Genomic DNA, 22,416 nt, shown 5'->3' on the forward strand with positions numbered 1-22,416 from the left:
AAAATACAGCCCATATCATACTAAATAATCAAAAAAAATATAGCGAATAATCACCCTATATAGTCAGTATTTTGTGAACAAGTAAAAATTTTTGAAACAGTGTAGCAATATACTGCTAGATAAAAACTTTCATATCATCATGCCGCGGTTTAGTTTAATAGCTCAATCGCTTGAATTTGCAACATACTATCCGCTATCTGGCTAAAATGAACATCGACATTTTGATAACGCATGACAAATGTGCTATTAAGCGCTTGTTGTCGATACGCAGGTCTGGGGTCTTGGGCAATGAGTTGCTCGATGGTTTGCCAATCTGTTTGATTCAGCTGACTTTTTATTGCAATATTGGATAAATCGTGCAATAAATCTGGATGCCAATGCACAGACTTGATGACGGGTTTTTGGGCGGCATACCCAGCAATCGCATCATCGATACTATCGCTATAAGGCAAATACGGTTTGATATCAATGACGGGTGTGCCATCTACCATATCACCGCCGATGATATGCAGCCTCAAGCCCGCCTCACTGTTTTCAATATGCGAAAATTTGACCACTGACAATCCAATATTTGCCGGTCGATACATACTTCGACTGGCAAAAACCCCTATTTTTTGGTTGCCGCCAAGTCTAGGTGGACGAACCGTTGGCTGAAAATTTGACTGATTGGTATTGACTCGATTTTGATGAAATTGCCATATAATCCAAAGATGACTAAATTGGGCAATGCCTTCAAAAGCACTGAGCACATTGTAGGGCGGCAACATGCTGATAGTAGCGTTGATATCCACAAGATTGGGCTGGCGAGGTGTGCCAAACTTTTGTTTAAGTGGGGAGTTCACAATGCCGATAATCGGCAGGGTAATTTGTTGTGGTAACATAATGGGTCGTTAAAATATGATATTTTAAACTATGATTATGCCATTTTTTTACGCCCAAATTCGACTAATTCATTAAAAATTTGCTATCATATCGCCCCAGAATGTCAATATTAACCCGCTTTTTTATTCTTTATCCAGTTTTATTTTTATTTATGACCAATACAAGGTTGGGCGCTATGTCAAAATTTTATGAAGAAACCGTTACCTCTGTGCATCATTGGAATGACACATTATTTACCCTAAAAACCACCCGTAATGCAGGTTTACGTTTTAGGAATGGTGAATTTGCCATGATTGGTCTGGAAGTCAATGGAAAACCTTTGATGCGTGCCTATTCAATTGCCAGCACCAACTATGATGAAGAGCTCGAATTTTATTCTATCAAAGTCCAAGATGGTCCTTTGACGTCGATTTTACAGCATATCAAAGTGGGTGATAAATTATTGGTAAGTAAAAAACCGACCGGCACCCTGGTGCTTGATGACCTAAACCCTGGCAAGCATTTGTATATGCTAGCAACGGGTACAGGCTTGGCACCATTTCTGTCACTTGCCCGTGACCCAGAAGTGTATGAGCGTTTTGAGAAAGTTATCGTGGTGCATGGCGTACGCTATGTGAGTGAGCTAGGCTACCGTGAGATGTTTGAAAAAGACTTGTTTGAAGATGAGCTACTGGGTGAATACGTTAAAGATAAACTTATCTATTATCCCACGGTCACGCGTGAGCCGTTTCGCAATGAAGGGCGTATGACTGATTTAATGAAATCAGGCAAGTTGTTCCAAGACATCGGATTACCACCCATCAATCCAAGCGATGACCGCGCGATGATTTGCGGTAGCCCATCTATGAATAAAGACGTGGCGTCACTACTCGATGAATTTGGTCTTAAACCATCACCTCGTATGGGTGGTACGGGTGATTATGTGGTTGAACGTGCCTTTGTCGAGCAATAAAAGTTGAACAGTAAAAGTTAAACCGTAAAATCATAAAAAAAGCCCTACTTGGGCTTTTTTTATAACTCAAAATTAGTAGCTATACTCTAACATCAAATTACCACCCGCATCTTTATCATCGCTGATGCTATCTTTTTTACCCCAAACACCCAGTTTTACCGAGGTTTTGTCATTGTATTTATGTTTCCAATCGGCTTCGACAATATCCAAATCTTGCTTGGATGGAAAAGCTGAATTAATCACTTGATTAGACTGATTCACTTTGGCGTTGGCGTATTTTAACCCGAACTGGTTGTTAGCGTTAATATTACCTGATAGCCCCACACTAATGATTTCACCATCCCCACCAATCGGATGACCTAGCGGCAAGCCTTTTTGATAATAACCATCTGTATATATTGAGTGACGATAAATAATATTAGTTTTGTCTAAATCAACATAAGTATTTGCCCATTCTGCATGCCAGAGCCAAGGTTGCTGCAACAGCGGGATCGCACCTTTTAACCCCGCCAAATAAGCGTGTTTACTGGGCAAACCACCTGCTTCATCTTCCCCAATAAATTCGCCATACACACTCACCGGCAGGTTTACCAAGGGTTTTAAATTTAGCTGTGCATCAATGCCTGCGATTTGGTTTGAAGGATCTTCATCTTCGCCGCCATTATCATATTTACCGATTAAAGCCTTACCCAAAGACTTTAGGCTTTCAGACTTATTATCGCCACCCCACATCAAGGAACGCGATGCGCCGATTTGAAACGCTTCATGCGGCTGAAAACTTGCTCGCATGCCAATCAATTTGGTGTGAGGCTCTGCTTTATAGTCTTGTAATTGCCCAGCCGTTATTTGGTAATTAAAATTACCCAGTTTTGATAATACAGGAAAATTAATGGGGCTATTATTGGCACGCTGCATTAAAAACCCCGTGACAGGTCTAGCCGCATCACTGCGAATTAAACTGCCATCAACCCCGTTGCCCCACCATACCGGAATACTACCAAAGGCAAGGCGATGATTGCCTAATTTGGTACCGATATAGCTGCCATCGAGATTAGATAATTTGCTAGGTTCATCATCTTCGACATTTAAGGTGCCTTGAATTTTATAATCAATGTTCTCACCTGCATGACTATGAGAAATACTAACACCCAAAGGCGTCACCGTATTGCCTTCTGTATTAAATCCGCTAAACACAGCGCGCTCGTCACCATTGACATTGCTCACTATTTGTAGCTTGGATACATCGTTGGCTTCAAGCTTTTGCTTAACTTGACTAATTAACAGTTTGTCATTGTCTGATTTGGGCTGCGCTTGAATTAAGGCGGTCTCTATGGCTTCTGAACTAATCGGCCAGGTTGATATATCAACATTTACAACGCCATTGATTTTTAACATCTCAAGTGTTTGGCGTAGCTCACTATCAATTTGAACCAATTGACCTGCATGACTTAATTGCGACAGTCCAAGTAGTACACCCAATGAGAGATATTTAACCGTTTTATTTGTCATATGAGACTCGCAGTTTATGTATTGGCATTAAATAGAGTGGTTAGTACATCAACAGTGGTATTAGCAATCGTTTGCATTTCATTTGTTGTCAATGTCGGGTGGATTAAAAACATCAAGCTTGTTTCCCCTAATTCTTTAGCAACTGCCAATCGCGCGTTGGGACGTGATGGATGATTGTCAAATGCTTTTTCTAAATAAATTTCTGAACAAGAGCCAGAGAAACAAGGAATTTTTTTCTCATTAAGCGCATTTAAAATACTATCTCGATTGATATTCTCTGGCAAGTTTTCCGGTCTCACGTACACATAGTATTTATAATACGCATGGACAGAATCGCCACCCATGACTTGGTGAAATTCTATATCTGGTAGGCGTAAAAATTGTTGCTCACCTGCGAACTGTGTTAGAGCTTCACGCAAAATTTTGGCATTTTGTGTACGAATCTTGGTCCACTCGGCCATTTTTTTAAGCTGAATACGACCAATCACCGCTTGCATTTCCATCATGCGCCAATTGGTGCCAAAGCTGTCATGTAACCAGCGAAAACCCGGTGGATGTTGTTTATGATAAATACTATCGTAGTTTTTACCGTGGTCTTTATACTCCCACATTTTTTGCCATAAGGCTTTGTCATTGGTCGTGACCATGCCACCTTCGCCGCCTGTGGTCATGATTTTATCTTGACAAAAACTCCAAGCACCAACGTGACCAATACTGCCCACTGGTTTACCTTTGTACTTGGCGCCATGCGCTTGCGCACAGTCTTCGATGACCCATAGGTTATGCTGCTTGGCAAGTGCCATAATCGCATCCATATCGCAAGGCCAGCCAGCTAGATGCACGCAAATGATGGCTTTGGTCTTGTCGGTAATATGTGGGGCAATCGTACGCGCTGAGATATTGCCGGTATCAGCTTCGACATCTGCAAATACCGGCGTCGCGCCAGTATTGACAACCGTTGAGACACTGGCGATAAAACTGCGGGGCGTAACAATCACTTCGTCACCCTCGCCAATACCCATGGCTTGTAACGCAATATCGAGTGCCAATGTGCCATTTGCCAGTGCCACTGCATAGTCTGTCCCTGCCCATGAGGCAAATTCTTTTTCAAACTCTCGACATTCTGTACCCGTCCAGTAGTTGACTTTGTTGGACAGTAGGACTTGTGAAACGGCATCGGCTTCTTCTTGGGTAAAGCTAGGCCAAGGGGAAAATTGGGTGTTTAGCATAATTTATTCCTGATAGATTACATTTCAAACAATTTCACATTAATACCAATCTTTTTCCCATCTATAATTATATATGCTGCTTCGTTAGGGTTATTAGTCGTTAGTGCACGAAGTTTTTTTAACAGCTCAAGAGGATAAGTTTTTTCTGATATATTAATGTTTTGAATTTTTTGCAAATCCTTCTTATTGTGACTTGTTCCACTAGTGACTTGCTTATTTCTAATTGGATTGAGCGTTAATAAACTTTCAAGATTTTTATAAAATAATTCCTCTTCAAGCTTTAATGCTTGTCTATACAACTCATTCGCTGTAACTGTGGAGGCAACTTCTAATTCTTCTTGTGCAATAATATCTCCCCCATCTAGTTCTTCACTCATAAAATGCAAAGTTGCCCCATATTTACTCTCATCTAAAATAGCCCAACTAGGTGTATGCCATCCTTTATTAAATGGTAAATAAGCTGGATGCAAATTTAAAAATCCTACTTTTGGCAAGTTTATCAGCTCATTTTTTATAATATAAGGAAAATGTATACCAAATATGTAATCAACGTCAAATTTCATTAGTTCAGACAAACGTTTCGGTTCTTTGATACTTTCATTTGTAAAAATATGTTCCTCATTAAGCTTACTTATACTGATTAATTCTTGGCTATGTGAAGCATTTTTACCTTCTGCAACAATTAAAAAATTCGGCTCATAACCTTTACTTATTAGAAAATTCAAGATATTAACAGAAATTTGTCTATCTCCTGCAAATCCATATTTCACGATTCATCTCCTACACCAATAGATTCTTTAAAATTTTGAGGAAAAGAAATAAAACTTTTAAAAGGCATAAATATAAATTCCTGCTCTAAGTCCTCAATTGAACCTTCAAGTTTCTCAAATTGTAAAAACCAATCTTCCAAATGAAATATATAATCTATCACTTGTTTAATGTCATAACTAAAATTCGCAGGCTGAGATAAAAGTTTGTTTAACTCTTCATATATAGTCTTATTAGCATGATAAATATGTTTTGCGTGATGATAGTTAGGGCAAATTTTGTACTTTTGATAAGCAACTTCAGCTCTTTGAATATTGTTAATTAGATTATGTAGCACTATTACCTCGAAAATTCTCTACAGTTACATGATTGTCTGCATTAATATCCTCTGCTTTAACTACCTTTCCAATAGTTTTCAAGAGGATTTTCATATCTAACCAAAATGATTGATGCTCAACATACCAGGTGTCAAGCTTGAACTTATCTTCCCAACTTAAACTATTGCGACCATTGACCTGGGCATAACCTGTCACCCCTGGACGCACGTTATGACGCTTGGCTTGTTCAGCGCTATATAAAGGTAAATATTCCATGAGTAAAGGTCTAGGACCAACCAAACTCATATCCCCTTTGAGCACATTCCAAAGCTCTGGCAACTCATCAAGGCTACTGGCACGCAGTTTTTTACCAAATTCTGTCAAGCGTTCGCTATCTGGCAGCGCGTTACCTTCTTTATCCGTCGCATCTTTCATGGTGCGAAATTTAATCATCTCAAACGGCTTGCCATGCAAGCCTGGACGAGTTTGACGAAATAGCACAGGCGAGCCCAGTTCCTTTTTGACTTTATACGCCGTAATAGCGAGTACTGGCGATAGCACCACAAGGGCAGAAGTAGAAGCAGCGATATCAAAGGCACGTTTTAGCATTTATACTCCTAAAATTTTTAGTAGTCGCTCATTGACTTTTCGAGCATCAAATTTTTCTTGGGCTATTTTATAACTTAGTTCACCCATTACTTGAATTTGCTCTGGATTTTCGATGAAATAAATCATTTTCTCGGCTAAGGCCTGCGGATTCCACTTTGGCACCAGAAAACCATTAACACCATCAACCACTGTCTCTCGACAACCAGGCACATCTGTGGTGATCACTGCTCGCCCCACCGCCATCGCCTCTTGGGTACTGCGTGGCACACCTTCACGGTATGATGGCAACACAAATACATGACTATCAGCAATCCAATCTACGACATTCGTCACTTGCCCTGGATAATCAATCACTCCAGTCGCTACCAATTCCTGCACTTGCTCGGAATGTAACGCCCCTGGATTATCGGCATCTATATTACCAAGTACGGTAAATTTGGCTTTTGGATATTGTTGTTTGACGATTTTTGCCGCTTCGATAAAGTCAAAAATACCTTTTTCTTTGAGCAGACGACCGATAAATAGAAAGTTGGTTTCGTGGTTTTTTAGATTAACAGGCTGATGTGGATAGTCTGCTAATTTTAGCCCAATTCCACCCAATACCTCATAATGTTGAACAGGAATACTGTGTGCGTATAGTAAATCCTTAACATCATCCGGATTGAGGAAAATAATGTTATCGGCGAATGGTAAAGCCAGTTTAAATAAAGCGACTTGTACTCGTTGCACGATTTTGGCTTTTTTTGAGTAGCCTTCTGGCTGCTCGGTAAAGGCAAAACCCAAGCCTTCTATCATAGCGATTTTTTTAGGTACTTTGGCAAGTTTAGCAGCGAGTGTGCCATAGATGACAGGTTTGATAAAATAGCTAAAGACGACATCGGGCTGAATTTTTTTGATTTTTCGATAAAGGCTTAGGGTGTTAGATAAATCCTCATAAGGGTCAAGACCGCCACGACTCAGTTTATAAAATACAGGGATCGCACCTAATAATGAAATTTTAGTAAGTTCTTTTTCATCACTATCTGAAGTGAAGGCGTAAACTTTACAGCCTCTATCAATTAAAGATAAAATTAAATCTTTACGAAAGGTGTAAAGACTAGAGGCAACAGTACCAATAATAATAATTTTCATTTAATCCCCTGTTGTCTTTTCAAATTCAAAATATAAAAAAAGCTGATGTAAATAGCAAAATAATTATACATACGTAGTCTTACGGCTGTACCTAAATTGTCATTACCAATTAACCACACGCTGCCATAAATTACAAAAAATATTAACAAAAATCGTATAAAACTGTCTGCCATTCTAATATTTTTAATTACATATTTCAGCATAATAAAAAAAGGGAAAGTTTCGACTAAAAGCAAAACTATAGCCAAGGGGTTAGTAATATATAAACCAAAAAGCTGTCCTAATGCACTTAAAATAAAATTAGGGATAAACATTACGGGATTAGAGAAGTCTAAACCTAATGTAGAGCCACCGCTATCTTCATCGAAAACAGAACGATATTCTGTTAAGCTTTCAAAAATACCAATATAATTAGCTATAAATAATGCAAAAAAGTATAAAATAGCAAATAAAAAAATACGTTTTTTTGTGAGCTTAATCTTCCATAAAACTAAAGCCAGTAAAAATGCGAAACCTAGATAAGGACGCAAAGCCAATAAAAAAACACCTATTGAAACTGCAAGGATATAAAAATATGAAAAGGAAATAAAGTTTGAACTTCTTAAACATTTTTTCACAATTAAGCACCCCACTAAAAAGGAGAGCACCATAAATACATCACGGTAAATATCGAGTGTATAGAAAAAAAGTGTAGGATAGATTAAACACAGCAGAACACTATAAAGATAATATTTTTGACTTTTTTGGAAATTAAGACCAGACAATTTAGCCACTAAAAAAGGAATTATAAATAAATTTATAAACAAAAATAAATAGGAAATTCCATCACGAGAATAGAGACCAAGATCATTAAAAAACCTTAGAATGACAGGCCAAAAATTTACTGCCAAATCAGTATAACCTAAAGCATATTCATGATAATAATCTGCGTCGTTACCGCCACCTAGACCTAAAGAGATATAATCATTTTTTATTAAAAAATAAAAAAAAACCTTTAAAAAAACCAAGTAAATAACACACAAAAACAAAGCTTTATTTGATACTCTTTTTAAAATATTATTTATCATATAGATATATCCATTTCTCAATTATTTTTTCTAATGAAAAATTTTTCTCTATATGACATAAGTTTTTTATAATATTTTTATTTTTTTCTTCCTGAGAGAGGTTTAAGGCGTAATACATTTTTTCTGCTAATACATTTGAGTTTGATGGAGGCACTAAGAATTGATCATTATTTAAAACTTCAGCAACTCCTCCACAATCTGTAGCAACGACTAAAGTCTTGCATGCCATCGCCTCAGCAACAACTAAGCCAAATCCTTCGTACTTAGATGATAATACAAATAAATCTGCAGCACTCATTAAATTTGGGATATCATTGCGTCTTCCTAGTAAATGAATATCTTGCTTTAAATCCAATTCATCAATAATTTTTTCAATTTCTGAACGTAGTTCCCCATCCCCAGCAATAATTAATTTGATATCTCCAATACTCTTATTTTTTAAAATTTTAACAGCGTGCAATAAGTTTGGGTAATCCTTCTGGTCACTAAAACGTCCTACTGCTAGAATCAAATAAGAATTTGTATTTAGATTAAGTTCATTCAGAATTTTATTTTTGGCTTCTGAGTTATAAAAAAACCTACTCAGATCTATTCCATTATATGTTGTGATGATATCTGAGTCTGGTACTGCTTTTTTTTCGATAAATGCCTGTACTGCTTCATTACTAACATTAGTAGTTAAATTAGCTAGATTATGTGTAAATCTGTACGCAAGCATTCTCGATCCCCCACCTTCATCACTATTATGTGCAGTACAAATAAGTTTCTTTATAGAGGTAGTGATTCGAACAAGGCGCGTAAAGATATTAGCATGTACCATATGCGAATGAACAACATCTGGTTCAAAATTTTTAATTATTTTAGAAAGTTTAATATAGGCAAGAGGAAATAACTGTAAACTATTTAAATTAATTTTGATTAATTCAATTTCTTGGTAACGAGGCTTTGTTAAAATATCTCCAGTTAGATAAGCAATTTTAACATCATTCCCTTTTTCATACATTTTATCTGCTAAATCACAAACTACACGTTCCGCGCCACCTTGCCCTAGTCCGGTAATTACATATAGTATTTTCATAAATTACTCTATTTAATAATACTTAACCATTGTTTCACTATAGGGTTGACAGAATATCTGACACTATTTTCAACAGCATTTGATGACATTTTTTCATACTGAATATTAGATAAGTTTATTAACTCTAATAACGAATTAGTCAGTCCATTTATATTTTCTGGCTCTACTAAAAGTCCACTTATGTTATGGTCAATAATTTCTGCAGGACCAATTTCACAATCAAAAGCAACAATAGGCAATCCATAGCTTTGTGCCTCTAATAAAACCATCCCAAAACCTTCAAATCGAGAGCTCAAACAAAAAAATGAAGCCTGTCGATAAAATGTATCCATGTTCTTTTGCTGTCCTGCAAATACAATTGAATCCTCTACATGTAAATCTTTTACCATTTGCTGTAGCATTAGCTCATCTTCACCTGAACCCACAATGATAATTTTCCAATCGGGCCTTTGCTCAGCAACTTTAGTCCAAGCAGTAATAAGTAGATCAAATCCTTTTTGATGAGTTAGGCGTCCTACACACAAAATCGTTTTGTAGTCCAACGATGGCATATTTTCCTGTACCTCAAATGGGCTTGGATTTGCGATGGGTATAATCTTCGCTTTAATATTTTTAATACCCTGCTCCCATAATTCTTTATCTCTTTTGGTTAAAGTTACCACATAATCACAATATTTAGCTGCCCATCTGCGTCCAATATCGCGATACTTTACCCCGAGATTAACCTTAAAATTAAAATGCTCCCAACAAATATGTTTGACCTTTAAACCAAATAATGCAGGTACAGTAAAAATACAAGATAGACTATCCACAACTACCAAAGTATCTATCTGATGCTCTGTAACAAACTTTCGAATACGCCATATAGCGCCAAAAAAGTTTTTTTTGAATGAAATTTTTTTGGTATAAAGTGAATATGTCTTAATACTCGGCGCTAGCTCAAAAAAAGGCTGCTTTCCATCCGCAAGACTTAAAATAGATACTTGAAAGTCTTTTTGGGCTAATGCATTGGCAATTAGTGTCGTTACTCTTTCGGTGCCGCCAGAGTGATTTAAATTACCAATAAGAAAACAAATTTTTTTCATTTTTTAATACCAAATTTTCTTAAATAAAAAGTTGCACTGATAAAATATATTCCAAATAGAAAAAAAAGTTTATTCCCGCGATTTGCTATATATTTTTTATCAAATGATGATGTATATAATTGCTTTTTTAACACTTTCCATCTCTTATTTGCCACAAAAAACCCCTCCGTTTCATAGCTATTAGCTATATAGTATTGCGCTAAAGATATAAAACTTGAGCTCAATTCGGGCCTATAGTTAAAAAAGCCTATTAGCTTCTCAGCAGCTCCCCCTATATCATTTATATTTTTTATAGATTTAGTGGCAGTAATTCCATTCGGATTAATTCTATAACCTAAATATTCATTATTACAAAAATAAATATTTTTTGCCTTTAAATAAATATAAGGCGTAGTATAAGCATCTTCATAGTTCTTTCCTTCAGGAAATTTGATATCATCAAATAAATTTTTATTAAAAACTCTTAAGCATGAGAACCATGCAGATCTATTACACAGTTTTTTCCATATCTTTTGATCTAAATCATAAAAGCCATCATCAAATAATTTCGGGAAAAAACTTGATGTATTGCCATTATCATCAAAGCGAGTAGCTCTAAACTCAACAATATCCGGATTATGTTTCTTTATTATAGCCAAAATATCATTAAAAAAATCACCTTGAAGTACATCATCAGAGTCAAGAAACGCTAAATATCGACCTTTAGCATTGTCTATTCCTGTATTACGAGCGCCACTAAGACCCCTATTTTCTTGACTAAAAATATGAAAATTATTTTTTATATTATCATTTAAATTTAAGATATAATTATCTATCAAATTAATAGAATTATCTGGACTACCATCATTAACAATAATTACCTCAGTTGAACCATCACTAGGAATAATCTTTACAATTGAATTTAAGCATTCAATAATATAATTTTCCACATTATAAACAGGAACAATTAAACTTAAATTAACCATATAATTACTTCCTAAAAATACTTAGAAAAATAAGAAAAAAAACACCAAATTTATAAAATAAAAAATTGCCTCTATTTAACAGTAATTTTTTGTTCACATATTTATGATAATCAAAAAACTCATAATATGCTTTTATCATTGCAAAAATACCTTTTTTATCTTTTAAGTATGCTAAATAAGTTTGTAATGAAATTACATAAGGTATAGAATAAAAATTATTGTTTCTTATTTCATTATAAAAATAATTTATTATAAATTTATAGCTATCAATATTTTTCTGAACATTCTTCGAAGAAGCTGAAAGGAGGCTGCCATTCATATTATATCTATAGTTATAAATTTTTTTATCAGAAAAATAAATGTTATCTAATCTAAGTACCAATGAAGATAAGAACACTGCATCCTCATGTATTTTATTAATAGGAAAATAAATTTGATTGTTTACTAAGATCGACTTTTTAACTACTTTATCCCATGCAGCAGCTTTGTAAATTTTCTTTTCAATCAGATAGTCAAGATCAGCTTCAAATTCTCCACCTTTGATTTGTAATGTTGGAAAAACTGTTTCTTTGATATTAACTTCTCCATCATTAAATTGAGTATGCCCAAAAATTATGAGATCTAATTCTTTATTTTGATTTATAATTTTATTTATTTCTTCTAGAGCAAGATCATAATTCCAGAAATCATCACTATCTAAAAATATTAGATATTCCCCTTGGGCATTATCAATACCGTAGTTTCTTGCATCTGATAATCCACCATTAATTTTATCAATAAGTTTAATGTGTGAATATTTATGAGTATAATACTCGCAGATTTTTTTTGAACTGTCAGTCGAACCATCATTAACAACTATAACTTCATAGTCAGTAAAACTTTGTGCTAAAATTGACTTTAAGCATGTATCAAGATAGTCTTCAACATTGTAAACCGGTACAATAATACTAAATCTCATAAAGAACTCTTGTTAAATAAATTTTTCGAAAGTTTTTTAAAAAAAATACAACGAAAATATTTTCGGAATTTTTAAGACATTTTGCCAACTTTCTTAAAAAAATAATCTTTGTAACCTTTAGTAATAATTTTTAATTTTTTAAACTTATTACTAATAGTTTTCTCACTCCTAATTATGTATCTCATAAAACCAATATATGTTTTAAATGTATATAACTCATACACATAGTTAGTATTAAAGTTTAAATTAGCTATATTTGGAATATTTTTCATTAAATGTCGATTACGAATCGAATAATACATTGCGTTTAAAGAAGGTAATTCTTCATATGACTTCTTCTTTCTAATTATTTTGGCATTTTTTACATAAGAAACATTAGTATAGTTACTTGCTAAAAAACCATATTCTAAATCGTCACCAACAATAAAATAATTCTTATTGGGAAATCCAATTTTATTTACTATTTCTCTAGAGATTAACATACCCTCAAAACAACCAACATTTACAAAACATATGTCTTTATTATTTTTGAATGATGTATTATGTAAAGAACAAGTAACTCCTCTAAATGGATCATACCACTGTTCCCATTTAAAATTAACATTATCAATATAATATTTGTTTGGATGTAAACATTTTGATATATTTGAATATTTTAAAAGATTTTCTAAACAATCTGATGCAACCTCAACATCATCATCCATTAACCAAATCCAATCATATTCTTGCTCATAAGCTGCTTTGAGTCCAGTATGGAAACCTCCTGCTCCACCTAAATTTTCTTGATATATGATTTGAATATTTTCACCTTTGAGATTAGATAAGTATTCTTTAGTACCATCTGAAGAACCATTATCCACTATGATAATTTTATCTAAAGACCTTGTTTGATTTAACACAGCTTGTATACATTCTTTAAGTAGTGATAATCTATTAAAAGTCACTATTACACAACAGATTTTTTCCATATTAAGTTTTCCTTAAATATTTTTCGCTAGATCCAAAGCTTCAGCAATCACATGATGCATATCCATATAACGATAGGTTGCCAATCTACCTAAAAAAGTGATTTTCTCTAACTTTTTAACTTCTGCTTCGTACAGAGCTAACTTCTCCATATCTTTAGCTAATCGCTTAGGATAATAAGGTACATCATTCTCAGTTGTCTCTTTACTATACTCTTTAAAATACACCGTCTTATCATGACTCTCCCAAGGCGTAAAATGTTTATGTTCATGAACACGAGTATATGGGATATCAGGGTCAGCATAATTAATCACAGCATTACCTTGATAATCGCCATCTGTAACCCCTTTATCAAAATATACTGTTCTATATGACAATTTGCCATGCTTATAATCAAAAAAAGCATCAATTGGACCTGTATAAAAGACATGGTCATATTCTGACAAATCCCAAGTATTATCGAACTTGGTATCTAATCTAATCTCTATATTCGGTGCGTCTAACATCCGCTCAAAGATAGCCGTGTAACCATCTTTAGGAATGCCTTGGTAAGGATTTGCATAGTAATTATCATTATAGTTGAAACGGACAGGTAGTCTTTTTAAAATACTCGCTGGTAATTCGGTAGGTTCACATCCCCATTGCTTTTTGGTATAACCATAAAAAAATGCTTCATATAAATCTTTACCAATAAATTTCATCGCCTGCTCTTCAAAATTGGCTGGCGTGTCGATACTCGTATCCGCTATCTGATTGATAAAATCTTTTGCTTCGTTTGGTGATAACGTTTTACCAAAAAATTGATTAATCGTATGTAAATTGATTGGCATTGAATAAACTTGATCGTTATAAACCGACTTTACACGATTAATAAAAGGCTTCATCTCGCAAAACTGTTGTATATAATTCCACACTTCCACATTATCAGTATTAAAAATGTGGGGTCCGTATTTATGAACCATAACGTTGGTTTCTGTATCTCTCTCAGTATAGCAGTTACCGCCGATATGACTTCTCTCATCTATAACTAAAATTTTATTATTTGGATTTTTACTTAATTGTTCGGCTACGACTGCACCCGAAAACCCTGCACCAACAATAAGATATTTTTTCATACTTAACCTACTTAGCAAAAAAAGATTTAATTTCTTTGGGCTTAAAATATTTTAACTCTAATATGTGAATGTTATTTCTTTTCAACACAGTATACATTAATAACGTGACAAAACATTCAACAATGACACTATTCCATGCTGTGCCTATATAGCTATAATATTTGCTCATATAAATACTTAATATCACCCCTAAAACGCTAGCGATAAATGTAGAACGAAAGAATAGTTTATCTAATCCCATGTTTAACATTACTTGAATACCGAAAACATTAGACATTCCAATAATCAAAGGTTGAAAAGACAATATTTGCAGCACAGCAATCGCATTATCAAATGCCTTACCGTACAATAAGTGTATTACTATAGGAGCAAATAGCAACAACACCAAGGAAACCCCAAATGTAATATAAAAAACGATAGGTAATATTTGCTTTACCGTTTCTATCCCGTGTTCTCGAGAGATAGCAAAAGACTTACCAATATGTGGATAAATTGCTAAAGAAATTGGGGCAGATATAACACTTACTGCCATGCCTAACAAAGTTTGACTAACTGTATAGTAACCGACTTCTGCTTTACTAGCAAACCAACCTAAAATAATAACATTGGTGGTTGTATATAGACTAATCACAACGGTTGAAAAAAAAACCATTTTTTCTTCATTGAGTAGTTTTATAGCTTGTTTTAATTTTACTAAACGATAATTTATACCAAATTTACGTATACACAACCAACACAGTAAACAATTAATAGATATCAAAAATATACTAGACAACACAGCTAACATAATATAATCATCAGCTTGCTTAATTAGTAAAAAAACCAAAATGACATTAAGTATGCCACGGAAAAAATTTAACTTCGCAAAAATTGTCAGTTCTTCAAAACCTTGAAAAATGAATTGTGGTGATACCACAGTTGCTATGCATCCAATAAATAGTATAACTGTAACATTAATATCATCTTGAATTGGTTTAAAATATATTAAAGCTAATGTAAAGAAAAATATTGAGATGACAAAAAGTAATATTCTAGCTGTCAAAATTTCAGATACAATCTGATTGATTTGCGATGGCTGTTCTAGGTATTTGACAATCCTTCGAGTACCGGTCAAATCAAACCCATAGGCAATAAGTAATGAGAAATATCCAACGAATGTTGTGGCATAATTAATAATGCCGTAACCTTCAGGTCCTATTATTCTGGACACATAAGGCACAGTAATCAAGGGGAAAACGTAATTAACAAGTTGAACAATGCCCAAATAACTTGCATTTTTAAAAATTTTTTTTGACATTGCCTTCCTAATATATAGTTTAAAACTTAAACTTATTCAATGATTTCATAACAATATTGTTATTAGAAATTTTTTTAACAATTAATTATAATAAAATACAGTTATTTCGACATTTTACATTATTCGCCTTATAAAATATTACTTTAGTTAAAATATATTAATTGAAATGCGGTCTTATAATTAAAAATATAGCTATTCATATCTTATTTTCATACCCTTCTACATATTTAAAGAACTGCGCCCTAAGCCAATGCGTATCTTTAGTACTATTATTCTGCATTTGAACTGCATCTACTACGTTTGTTATTTCATCAACACCATAAAAACGTTCTTTGGCTTTCATAATTAAAGGATGTTGTGTCTTCTCTATATTATCCCCATCGATGATTAACTCTTCATACAGTTTTTCACCAGGGCGTAAACCCGCAATGACAATTTCAATATCGCCATTGGGGTTATGTTGGTCTTTAACTTTAAGTCCACTCAACGTAATCATACGTTTGGCCAAGTCCATAATCTTGACTGGCTCACCCATATCCAGCACAAATACCTCGCCGCCATGGGCCATCGCCCCTGCTTGGATAACGAGCTGGGCAGCCTCAGGAATAGTCATGAAATACCTTGTCACGTCCGGATGCGTCAGGGTGATAGGCCCGCCAGCTGCAATTTGCTTATTAAATAGCGGTACGACAGAACCCGATGACCCTAATACATTACCAAATCTGACCATACTGATAGTGGTTTTTGATTGGTCTGCAGCCATCGCTTGACATGCCAACTCTGCCATGCGTTTGGTCGCACCCATAACATTGGTTGGTCTAACGGCTTTGTCGGTTGAAATCGCAACAAATGTTTCAACACCTGCGCTGACTGCGCCTTTTAAAGTATTGTAAGTGCCAACAAAATTATTGATTACACCCTCGTATTCGTTACTTTCAACGATAGGGACATGTTTATAAGCGGCTGCATGGTAGATGGTTTGAACGTCGTACTGGTTGCACAACAGTTCAATAAGTTTTTGATTGGTAACACTGCCTAGATGAACATGAAGTGGCGTCACAGTTGGTAGTTGTCTTTCCTGCTGAATATTTTTGGCAAGCAGCGATATATCTGGTTTAACCGTATTTCGTTGTAGCACATCTAGCACATCAACCGGTTTAATATCTGATAATTTGATTCGACCACTGGTGATTTCTTCCAAACTTGGAATTTCACTAATTTTAACTGGTACGTTTTCTAATTGCTTGACAATACGCTCTTGGATATGACGCTGATGACTAGGTAATACAAAAAATACATGATTCACTTCCAAGTCTGTTATTAAAGACTCAAGGTTATCTTTTGGATAGACTTTAACCCCTAGTACCCTAGCACCAATGAAATTATCATTGACATCGATAATCCCAACTATTTTAAATTGGTGAGTTTGATGCAGCACGTGCATCAAATCTTTCGTGATGTGACCCACACCGTAAATTAATACATTTTCTTTTTTTTGTGCATAAAATTCAGGATGCAATGTTCTTGAAATAATAAATTGCAATACAATTCGGCTATTCCATATCCATATATAAAGCAAAAAAACATGGATAGCGGTCGCCGCTCTCGGAATCTCAGGGGTTACTCCTAAAAAAATCAGTATTTGACTAATTAATAGATAACCTAACAAAACTACGAGCGCCCAGCGCATACGCTCATCTTGAAAAACTCGGATAACATGCGAGTAAAACTTAGTAGCCGCTAGAAAGACAACAGGTAAAGCGGCAAGCAGTATAATTGACAAGATATTGGTATGAAAATCAAATTTTGCATACCTTAGAGCAATCGCTAAAATCAACGTAATAATAGATGCAATATAATCTATCACAAACAGGCTCACCACTTTTAGCCAGCGAGGCTGCTCAATCGCATTGGATAATACGGTAAAAGCTAAAGGCGCTTTAGTAGCGTTAGTTGTATTACTCATATAAAACCTAGTAGATGATATGGCTATGCTTGATTGTTATATCATTAGTTCTTTGATTTGTATTCATAACCATAGTGATAATTATAGGCACCAATTAAAGACTGCTTAGCATCGTTGAAAATAATTCCTTCTACTTTTACATTCGCACGTTGTAGTTTTTCGATTGCATAATTTACCTGTTTTATGTTTGAAACGTCATATCGTACGACAAATAAGACAGAATCCACCAACTGCCCTATCGATAGCGCATCTGAAGTGCCCATTACAGGTGACGTATCGATAATGATATAATCATAAAACTGACGATAAAAATCTAGAAGCGCTTTCATTTTTCCATTTAATAATAATTCTGAAGCGTGGCTATGGCCTTTGCCCCTAGGTATAAAATGCAGATTTTCATATAGTGTGGTTTGAATCATATAGCTGCTATTAGCCGCATCAATCTTATCATCAACCAAATAATCAACCAATCCATTGATATTTGGCAAATTAAATCGGTCTTGCAGATGACCTAACCTAGCATCTGCGTCAATTAACAGTACCCGTTTGCCTGTCAACGCCATCGCCACGGCAAGGTTGGCTGAAATAAATGACTTACCAATACCAGGTCCTGCACTGGTCACTAACAACGTATTGCCATCAGTTTTTGTTGCATTAAACAATAAATGAGTGCGAATGGACTTAAAGCCTTCACTAACAATACCTTCAGGTTCGATTTGCTCAACCAAGGGAATTTTAGTTGATTTACTTTTTAACAACCGCGTTAATCGAGGCGAATGAGGAATGACACCAATCACCGGAATATCCGTATTGTTTTCTAATTCTTCTAAATCTTTCACGCCCGCAAACAGCAATGATTTTAAGAATGCTAGTCCAATGCCTAACAGCAAACCTAAAAGAGTCGCAATTAGGACAATTTGCGCTTTTTTAGGGGCAATTGGTACATAAGTGTTAATCGGTAAATCGATGATGCGTACATTGCCCAGCTGTCCAGATTTGACAATTTGTAATTGCTCATAGTTTTTAAGCATATTTAAATAAATCTCATTGCTAATCTTAACGTCACTCGATAGTTCCAAAAATTGCCGCTGAACCTCTGGAATACGCGTGATATTTTGTTCAAGAGCGTCTTCTTTGTCTTTTAGCTCTTGTATTTGCATATTTAATTGCTTTAATACCGGATATTCATCCGTATAACGCTCGGATAATTCTGCTCGTTTTAGTTCAAGTTCACGCAGGTTGGTTTCAATCTCAGATCTTACTTTGATAGCTAATTCAGCTTCTTTATCAATATCAACTGTCGCATTTTGCTCACGAAAATTATTAAATTTTGCTTCCGCTTCGGCAAGTTTTGATTTGAGTTTAGGCAGTTGCTCTTGCATAAATGCAAGTGTTTTAGTCGTTTCCGCGCTACTTTTATCAAGATTTTGCGTTTCATACATTTTAACGATGCGCGTTAAAGTATGGGTGATTTCATCTTGATTAGCGCCTGTAAGAGAAGCGTCTAAAATGCCTGTTTGTTTACCTTTTTCAGCCACCGCAAGATTTGCTCTAAGGTTTTCTATCGCCTTAGCCGGTGTAAGTTTACTCAAGTTATAAGAATAACCGGGGGCTAATGAGGTGACTTGAATATCAATGTTACCCGCACTCGTTTTAAAACGTGATGCCGTTGCAACTTTACCGGTAAACTCTGCGCCATCAGGCGAAATCAGTTTAAAATTTTGGCTGTCAATTGCTGTCAACACGAAATTCTTGTTTTGATAAGCTAATGGTACATTAAATTCAGCTATCCAAAGCCCCACCTTTAAGTTACCCACACCATTGTCTGTATGACTAACTAGAACACTTTTCTTGGTAAGTAATTTGTCTAAAAAACTGTCTTTAAGTTGATTGACCGCTAAATCCAAATGCAATTGGTTAATGACAGGCCACAGAATCATGCGAGAATTGATGATTTCTACTTCCGTTTGTGCAGAACCATCTTGAGCGTTTAGAAGACCGGCAACGTCCGCGCCTAATGCAGAGACGCCTGAGGATTTTTTGTCAACTTGAATCAATGAGTTTGTTTTATAGATAGGCGTTGCCGATTGCGCATAATAGAGACCGCCTAATAAACCAAGTAACAGCATTGATAAAATTAATTTCCAATGATTTAACAAAGTTGCGATTAATGCTCTTAAATCAATTTCATCATCATTTACTTTCTGATCCATGCTTACTCACTTGATTCTAAACTACGATAAAATACATTTTAATTATTACAAGATAAATAAATCTTTCTTATAAATTCGAAAACTTTGCTAGATTTATAAGTTAAGCTAATTTATCCTTCCAACTTTCTACGGCTTTACTGAGCACTGCTCGACTTTCATAAAATTTTTCAATGGGTAGTTTATAAGGATCGGCTACATTTTCGTTTATCCAGTGACCAATCCGATATACTTTCCCACGTTGGCTTGAGTAATTTTGTTTTATCCAACTCTCTTGATCTTTGGACATACACAGTACTAAATCAAAGGTTTGCATCAATTCTTGGGTAAGCTGCTGGGCGCGATGACTACGCATATCAACATTCCATTCATCCATCACTTGAATGGCTTTTTCATCTGCCCCTTCACCCACTAATGCGCTTAATCCCGCTGATTTAACAATTAGATTAGGGTGCTGTTTCTGTAATAGCGCTTCACCGATAGGACTACGGCAAATATTACCAACGCACACCACTAAAATTTTTTTAAATGACATAATAAAAACCTAGCTATTAAAATTGTCTTACAACTCCAGGTAATGCCGCTGAAGGAAGAATTTGACTAAGAATACGATTCCAGCGTGTTAAACCAGTTGGGTCTACATACACCACATCACCCGGTTGCATTTTAAAGCGATTTGCTAAAGAAAAATTTGTTAGGGAAGTCATATCAACATAATAGATATTAGCATTATTCGACGAATTTTCACGTAATACGTAAACTTTTTTAGCATTTGCAGTAGTACCAATTAATCCATTCGCCTCGCCTATGACGCCCGCCAAACTGATACCGTTTTCAGGAATTTCAATATTACTGATTTTATTAAACTCGCCCATTACCGTGACTTTATGATTGGTTATATCACCGACTTTGATGGTATCACCATTTCTCAAATATAGCGAATTTGGGGAATACCCAGCGTTTTGTAGTGATTTAAAACCAAAGTTATAGCTTCTACCGTCGCGTATCAGCTGAATGTTATTGGTATCTGAGGTATTAATGGTGCCGCCTGCCATACTGATTGCGGTATAGAGATTGACTGGCTGATCCGCGATATCATACTGTCCAGGCGATTTTACCTGCCCATCAACATAGAACTTATTCCCACGATAGGAAATAACCCGTACTTGTGGGTCTGGGTGTTTAAGATAACGAGATAAACGGCTTGCTATTTGGTTGGTGAGTTGTGACACTGTTAACCCTTCAGCTTTCACTCGCCCTATCATTGGAAACTGCAAAAAACCACTCTGGTCAACTAGGTAACCATTCGCATAAATATTATTCCCTGTCGATTGCACGACAGGTGTGATTTCAGGATATCCAGGCAGGAATATTTCAATCACATCACCTTTTGCAATTGCACTATAAGTTCCAGCGGCTTTTGAGACAGGTGGAAAAGAGATTGTTCTCGGCCCTAATAGGTTAGGCATAGGAATATTATTTGCCGTTAATTCGGTCACATTAAACCGCATGCCATTATCTGCTACAAACGACACGGGTTGGTCGGGTGTTGTCGATTCGGGCAATTTACCAACATTCATACCGCTAGTAATCGCTGTTTTAGAGCTGCATCCAGCAAATGAAAGTGCAAAGATAATAGGAAATAATTTTATGAACTTTGCTAACATGTGACAATCTCGTAGAATAAAAACTCGTAGAGTAAAAAGGCAAAATCTAACAATATCAGCCAATATGATGGGTAATTGTAATAAAAGTTGAATGCTACAGGCTTGTAAATTTTGTAAATTTAAGTAACATAGCCATCTTAACAAATTAATTAATATTTTAGCTACCAAGAAAAGTGTTAGCACTTCTGCTGGTTAACATTTAATCCATTATAGCATTATAGATTTGCTTGATAAACAATTAAACATAACATCTTAATAATTTGTACAGCAATTTTTTATGCAGAAACTTTGGTTCAAAAAAAAAGCCCCTGTTATCAGGAGCTTTAATTTGGTACCAGTGGTCGGACTCGAACCGACACGCTTTTAAAGGCAACGGATTTTGAATCCGTCGTGTCTACCAATTTCACCACACTGGCATGGATGGCTATAGCTTTTTAGTTTATCTCTAATTGGCTATGTGGGGTGGTATTTTAGCAACTTTATTTTTTTTTGCAACAACTTTTTCAATTATTTTTCCCTCAGAATGAGAAATACGTAAAAAATAATTTTTCAATAAAATCGATACGTTTTTTACACACTCACTTACTACTTTGTATAGTATTCTTGCCCGCCACTTAATCATAATATCGCTAAAACTAGGGTAAA

The 22,416-nt window shown here is 35.2% G+C and carries 20 protein-coding genes and 1 tRNA gene; 1 reads left to right on the forward strand and 20 read right to left on the reverse strand.

Translation table 11 applies throughout. The features are described from left to right. Positions 1-149: 149 nt before the first annotated feature. The gene (gene tsaA, locus ACH0AB_RS03775) at positions 150-881 is read right to left on the reverse strand and encodes a tRNA (N6-threonylcarbamoyladenosine(37)-N6)-methyltransferase TrmO (RefSeq protein WP_406877229.1); all 732 of its coding nucleotides are present in this window, start codon (positions 879-881) and stop codon (positions 150-152) included. 176 nt (positions 882-1,057) lie between these two features. On the opposite strand from tsaA, the gene ACH0AB_RS03780 reads away from it, so the two are divergent. Further along, the gene (locus ACH0AB_RS03780; protein WP_406877230.1) at positions 1,058-1,834 is read left to right on the forward strand and encodes a ferredoxin--NADP reductase; all 777 of its coding nucleotides are present in this window, start codon (positions 1,058-1,060) and stop codon (positions 1,832-1,834) included. 72 nt (positions 1,835-1,906) lie between these two features. Here the strand turns inward: ACH0AB_RS03780 and ACH0AB_RS03785 are convergent, their stop codons facing one another. The 19 genes from ACH0AB_RS03785 to ACH0AB_RS03875 all read right to left on the reverse strand — a co-directional run bounded on the left by ACH0AB_RS03785 (position 1,907) and on the right by ACH0AB_RS03875 (position 22,187). After that, a complete protein-coding gene (locus ACH0AB_RS03785; protein ID WP_406877231.1) occupies positions 1,907-3,343 on the reverse strand; it encodes a capsule assembly Wzi family protein in 1,437 nt (478 codons plus the stop codon). Between the two features lie 14 nt (positions 3,344-3,357). Then, the gene (locus ACH0AB_RS03790; RefSeq protein ID WP_406877233.1) at positions 3,358-4,572 is read right to left on the reverse strand and encodes a DegT/DnrJ/EryC1/StrS family aminotransferase; all 1,215 of its coding nucleotides are present in this window, start codon (positions 4,570-4,572) and stop codon (positions 3,358-3,360) included. Between the two features lie 17 nt (positions 4,573-4,589). Next, on the reverse strand, positions 4,590-5,342 hold the full coding sequence (locus ACH0AB_RS03795) for a formyl transferase (RefSeq protein ID WP_406877234.1): 753 nt from the start codon (positions 5,340-5,342) through the stop codon (positions 4,590-4,592). Beyond that, positions 5,339-5,677: a hypothetical protein gene (locus ACH0AB_RS03800; RefSeq protein WP_406877236.1), complete on the reverse strand. Its 339-nt coding sequence runs from the start codon at positions 5,675-5,677 to the stop codon at positions 5,339-5,341. Before ACH0AB_RS03800 ends, ACH0AB_RS03795 begins: the two co-directional genes overlap by 4 nt. Beyond that, positions 5,667-6,266, reverse strand: a complete 600-nt coding sequence (locus ACH0AB_RS03805) for a sugar transferase (protein WP_406877237.1) — start codon at positions 6,264-6,266, stop codon at positions 5,667-5,669. Before ACH0AB_RS03805 ends, ACH0AB_RS03800 begins: the two co-directional genes overlap by 11 nt. Then, a complete protein-coding gene (locus ACH0AB_RS03810) occupies positions 6,267-7,397 on the reverse strand; it encodes a glycosyltransferase family 4 protein (protein ID WP_406877238.1) in 1,131 nt (376 codons plus the stop codon). Then, positions 7,394-8,464 (reverse strand): hypothetical protein, encoded by a 1,071-nt coding sequence (locus ACH0AB_RS03815; RefSeq protein WP_406877240.1) that lies wholly within the window; start codon positions 8,462-8,464, stop codon positions 7,394-7,396. The genes ACH0AB_RS03810 and ACH0AB_RS03815 overlap by 4 nt, the downstream gene beginning before the upstream one ends. After that, positions 8,454-9,542: a glycosyltransferase gene (locus tag ACH0AB_RS03820; protein ID WP_406877241.1), complete on the reverse strand. Its 1,089-nt coding sequence runs from the start codon at positions 9,540-9,542 to the stop codon at positions 8,454-8,456. Before ACH0AB_RS03820 ends, ACH0AB_RS03815 begins: the two co-directional genes overlap by 11 nt. 8 nt (positions 9,543-9,550) lie before the next feature. After that, positions 9,551-10,627, reverse strand: coding sequence for a glycosyltransferase family 4 protein (locus ACH0AB_RS03825; protein ID WP_406877242.1), 1,077 nt, complete (start codon positions 10,625-10,627; stop codon positions 9,551-9,553). Beyond that, positions 10,624-11,592: a glycosyltransferase family 2 protein gene (locus ACH0AB_RS03830; protein WP_406877243.1), complete on the reverse strand. Its 969-nt coding sequence runs from the start codon at positions 11,590-11,592 to the stop codon at positions 10,624-10,626. Before ACH0AB_RS03830 ends, ACH0AB_RS03825 begins: the two co-directional genes overlap by 4 nt. Positions 11,593-11,596: 4 nt before the next feature. Beyond that, a complete protein-coding gene (locus ACH0AB_RS03835; RefSeq protein WP_406877244.1) occupies positions 11,597-12,550 on the reverse strand; it encodes a glycosyltransferase family 2 protein in 954 nt (317 codons plus the stop codon). Positions 12,551-12,621: 71 nt separating this feature from the next. Beyond that, entirely contained in the window at positions 12,622-13,518 is an 897-nt protein-coding gene (locus tag ACH0AB_RS03840) for a glycosyltransferase family 2 protein (RefSeq protein ID WP_406877245.1), read from the reverse strand. Positions 13,519-13,530: 12 nt separating this feature from the next. Then, a complete protein-coding gene (gene glf / locus ACH0AB_RS03845) occupies positions 13,531-14,631 on the reverse strand; it encodes a UDP-galactopyranose mutase (RefSeq protein WP_406877246.1) in 1,101 nt (366 codons plus the stop codon). A 7-nt stretch (positions 14,632-14,638) separates the two neighbouring features. Beyond that, positions 14,639-15,928, reverse strand: a complete 1,290-nt coding sequence (locus ACH0AB_RS03850; RefSeq protein WP_406877247.1) for a flippase — start codon at positions 15,926-15,928, stop codon at positions 14,639-14,641. 196 nt (positions 15,929-16,124) lie between these two features. Then, positions 16,125-17,894: a polysaccharide biosynthesis protein gene (locus tag ACH0AB_RS03855; protein ID WP_406877249.1), complete on the reverse strand. Its 1,770-nt coding sequence runs from the start codon at positions 17,892-17,894 to the stop codon at positions 16,125-16,127. A 44-nt stretch (positions 17,895-17,938) separates the two neighbouring features. Beyond that, positions 17,939-20,107, reverse strand: coding sequence for a polysaccharide biosynthesis tyrosine autokinase (locus ACH0AB_RS03860; RefSeq protein WP_406877250.1), 2,169 nt, complete (start codon positions 20,105-20,107; stop codon positions 17,939-17,941). A gap of 100 nt (positions 20,108-20,207) precedes the next feature. Then, a complete protein-coding gene (locus ACH0AB_RS03865; protein ID WP_282849625.1) occupies positions 20,208-20,639 on the reverse strand; it encodes a low molecular weight protein-tyrosine-phosphatase in 432 nt (143 codons plus the stop codon). Between the two features lie 16 nt (positions 20,640-20,655). Then, positions 20,656-21,771, reverse strand: a complete 1,116-nt coding sequence (locus ACH0AB_RS03870; protein WP_406877252.1) for a polysaccharide biosynthesis/export family protein — start codon at positions 21,769-21,771, stop codon at positions 20,656-20,658. Between the two features lie 329 nt (positions 21,772-22,100). Continuing rightward, a tRNA-Leu gene (locus ACH0AB_RS03875) sits at positions 22,101-22,187 on the reverse strand. Positions 22,188-22,416 lie beyond the last annotated feature (229 nt).

Origin of the sequence: Moraxella sp. 179-F 1C4 NHS, assembly GCF_045370505.1 — a bacterium.
Taxonomy (GTDB): domain Bacteria; phylum Pseudomonadota; class Gammaproteobacteria; order Pseudomonadales; family Moraxellaceae; genus Faucicola; species Faucicola tetraodonis.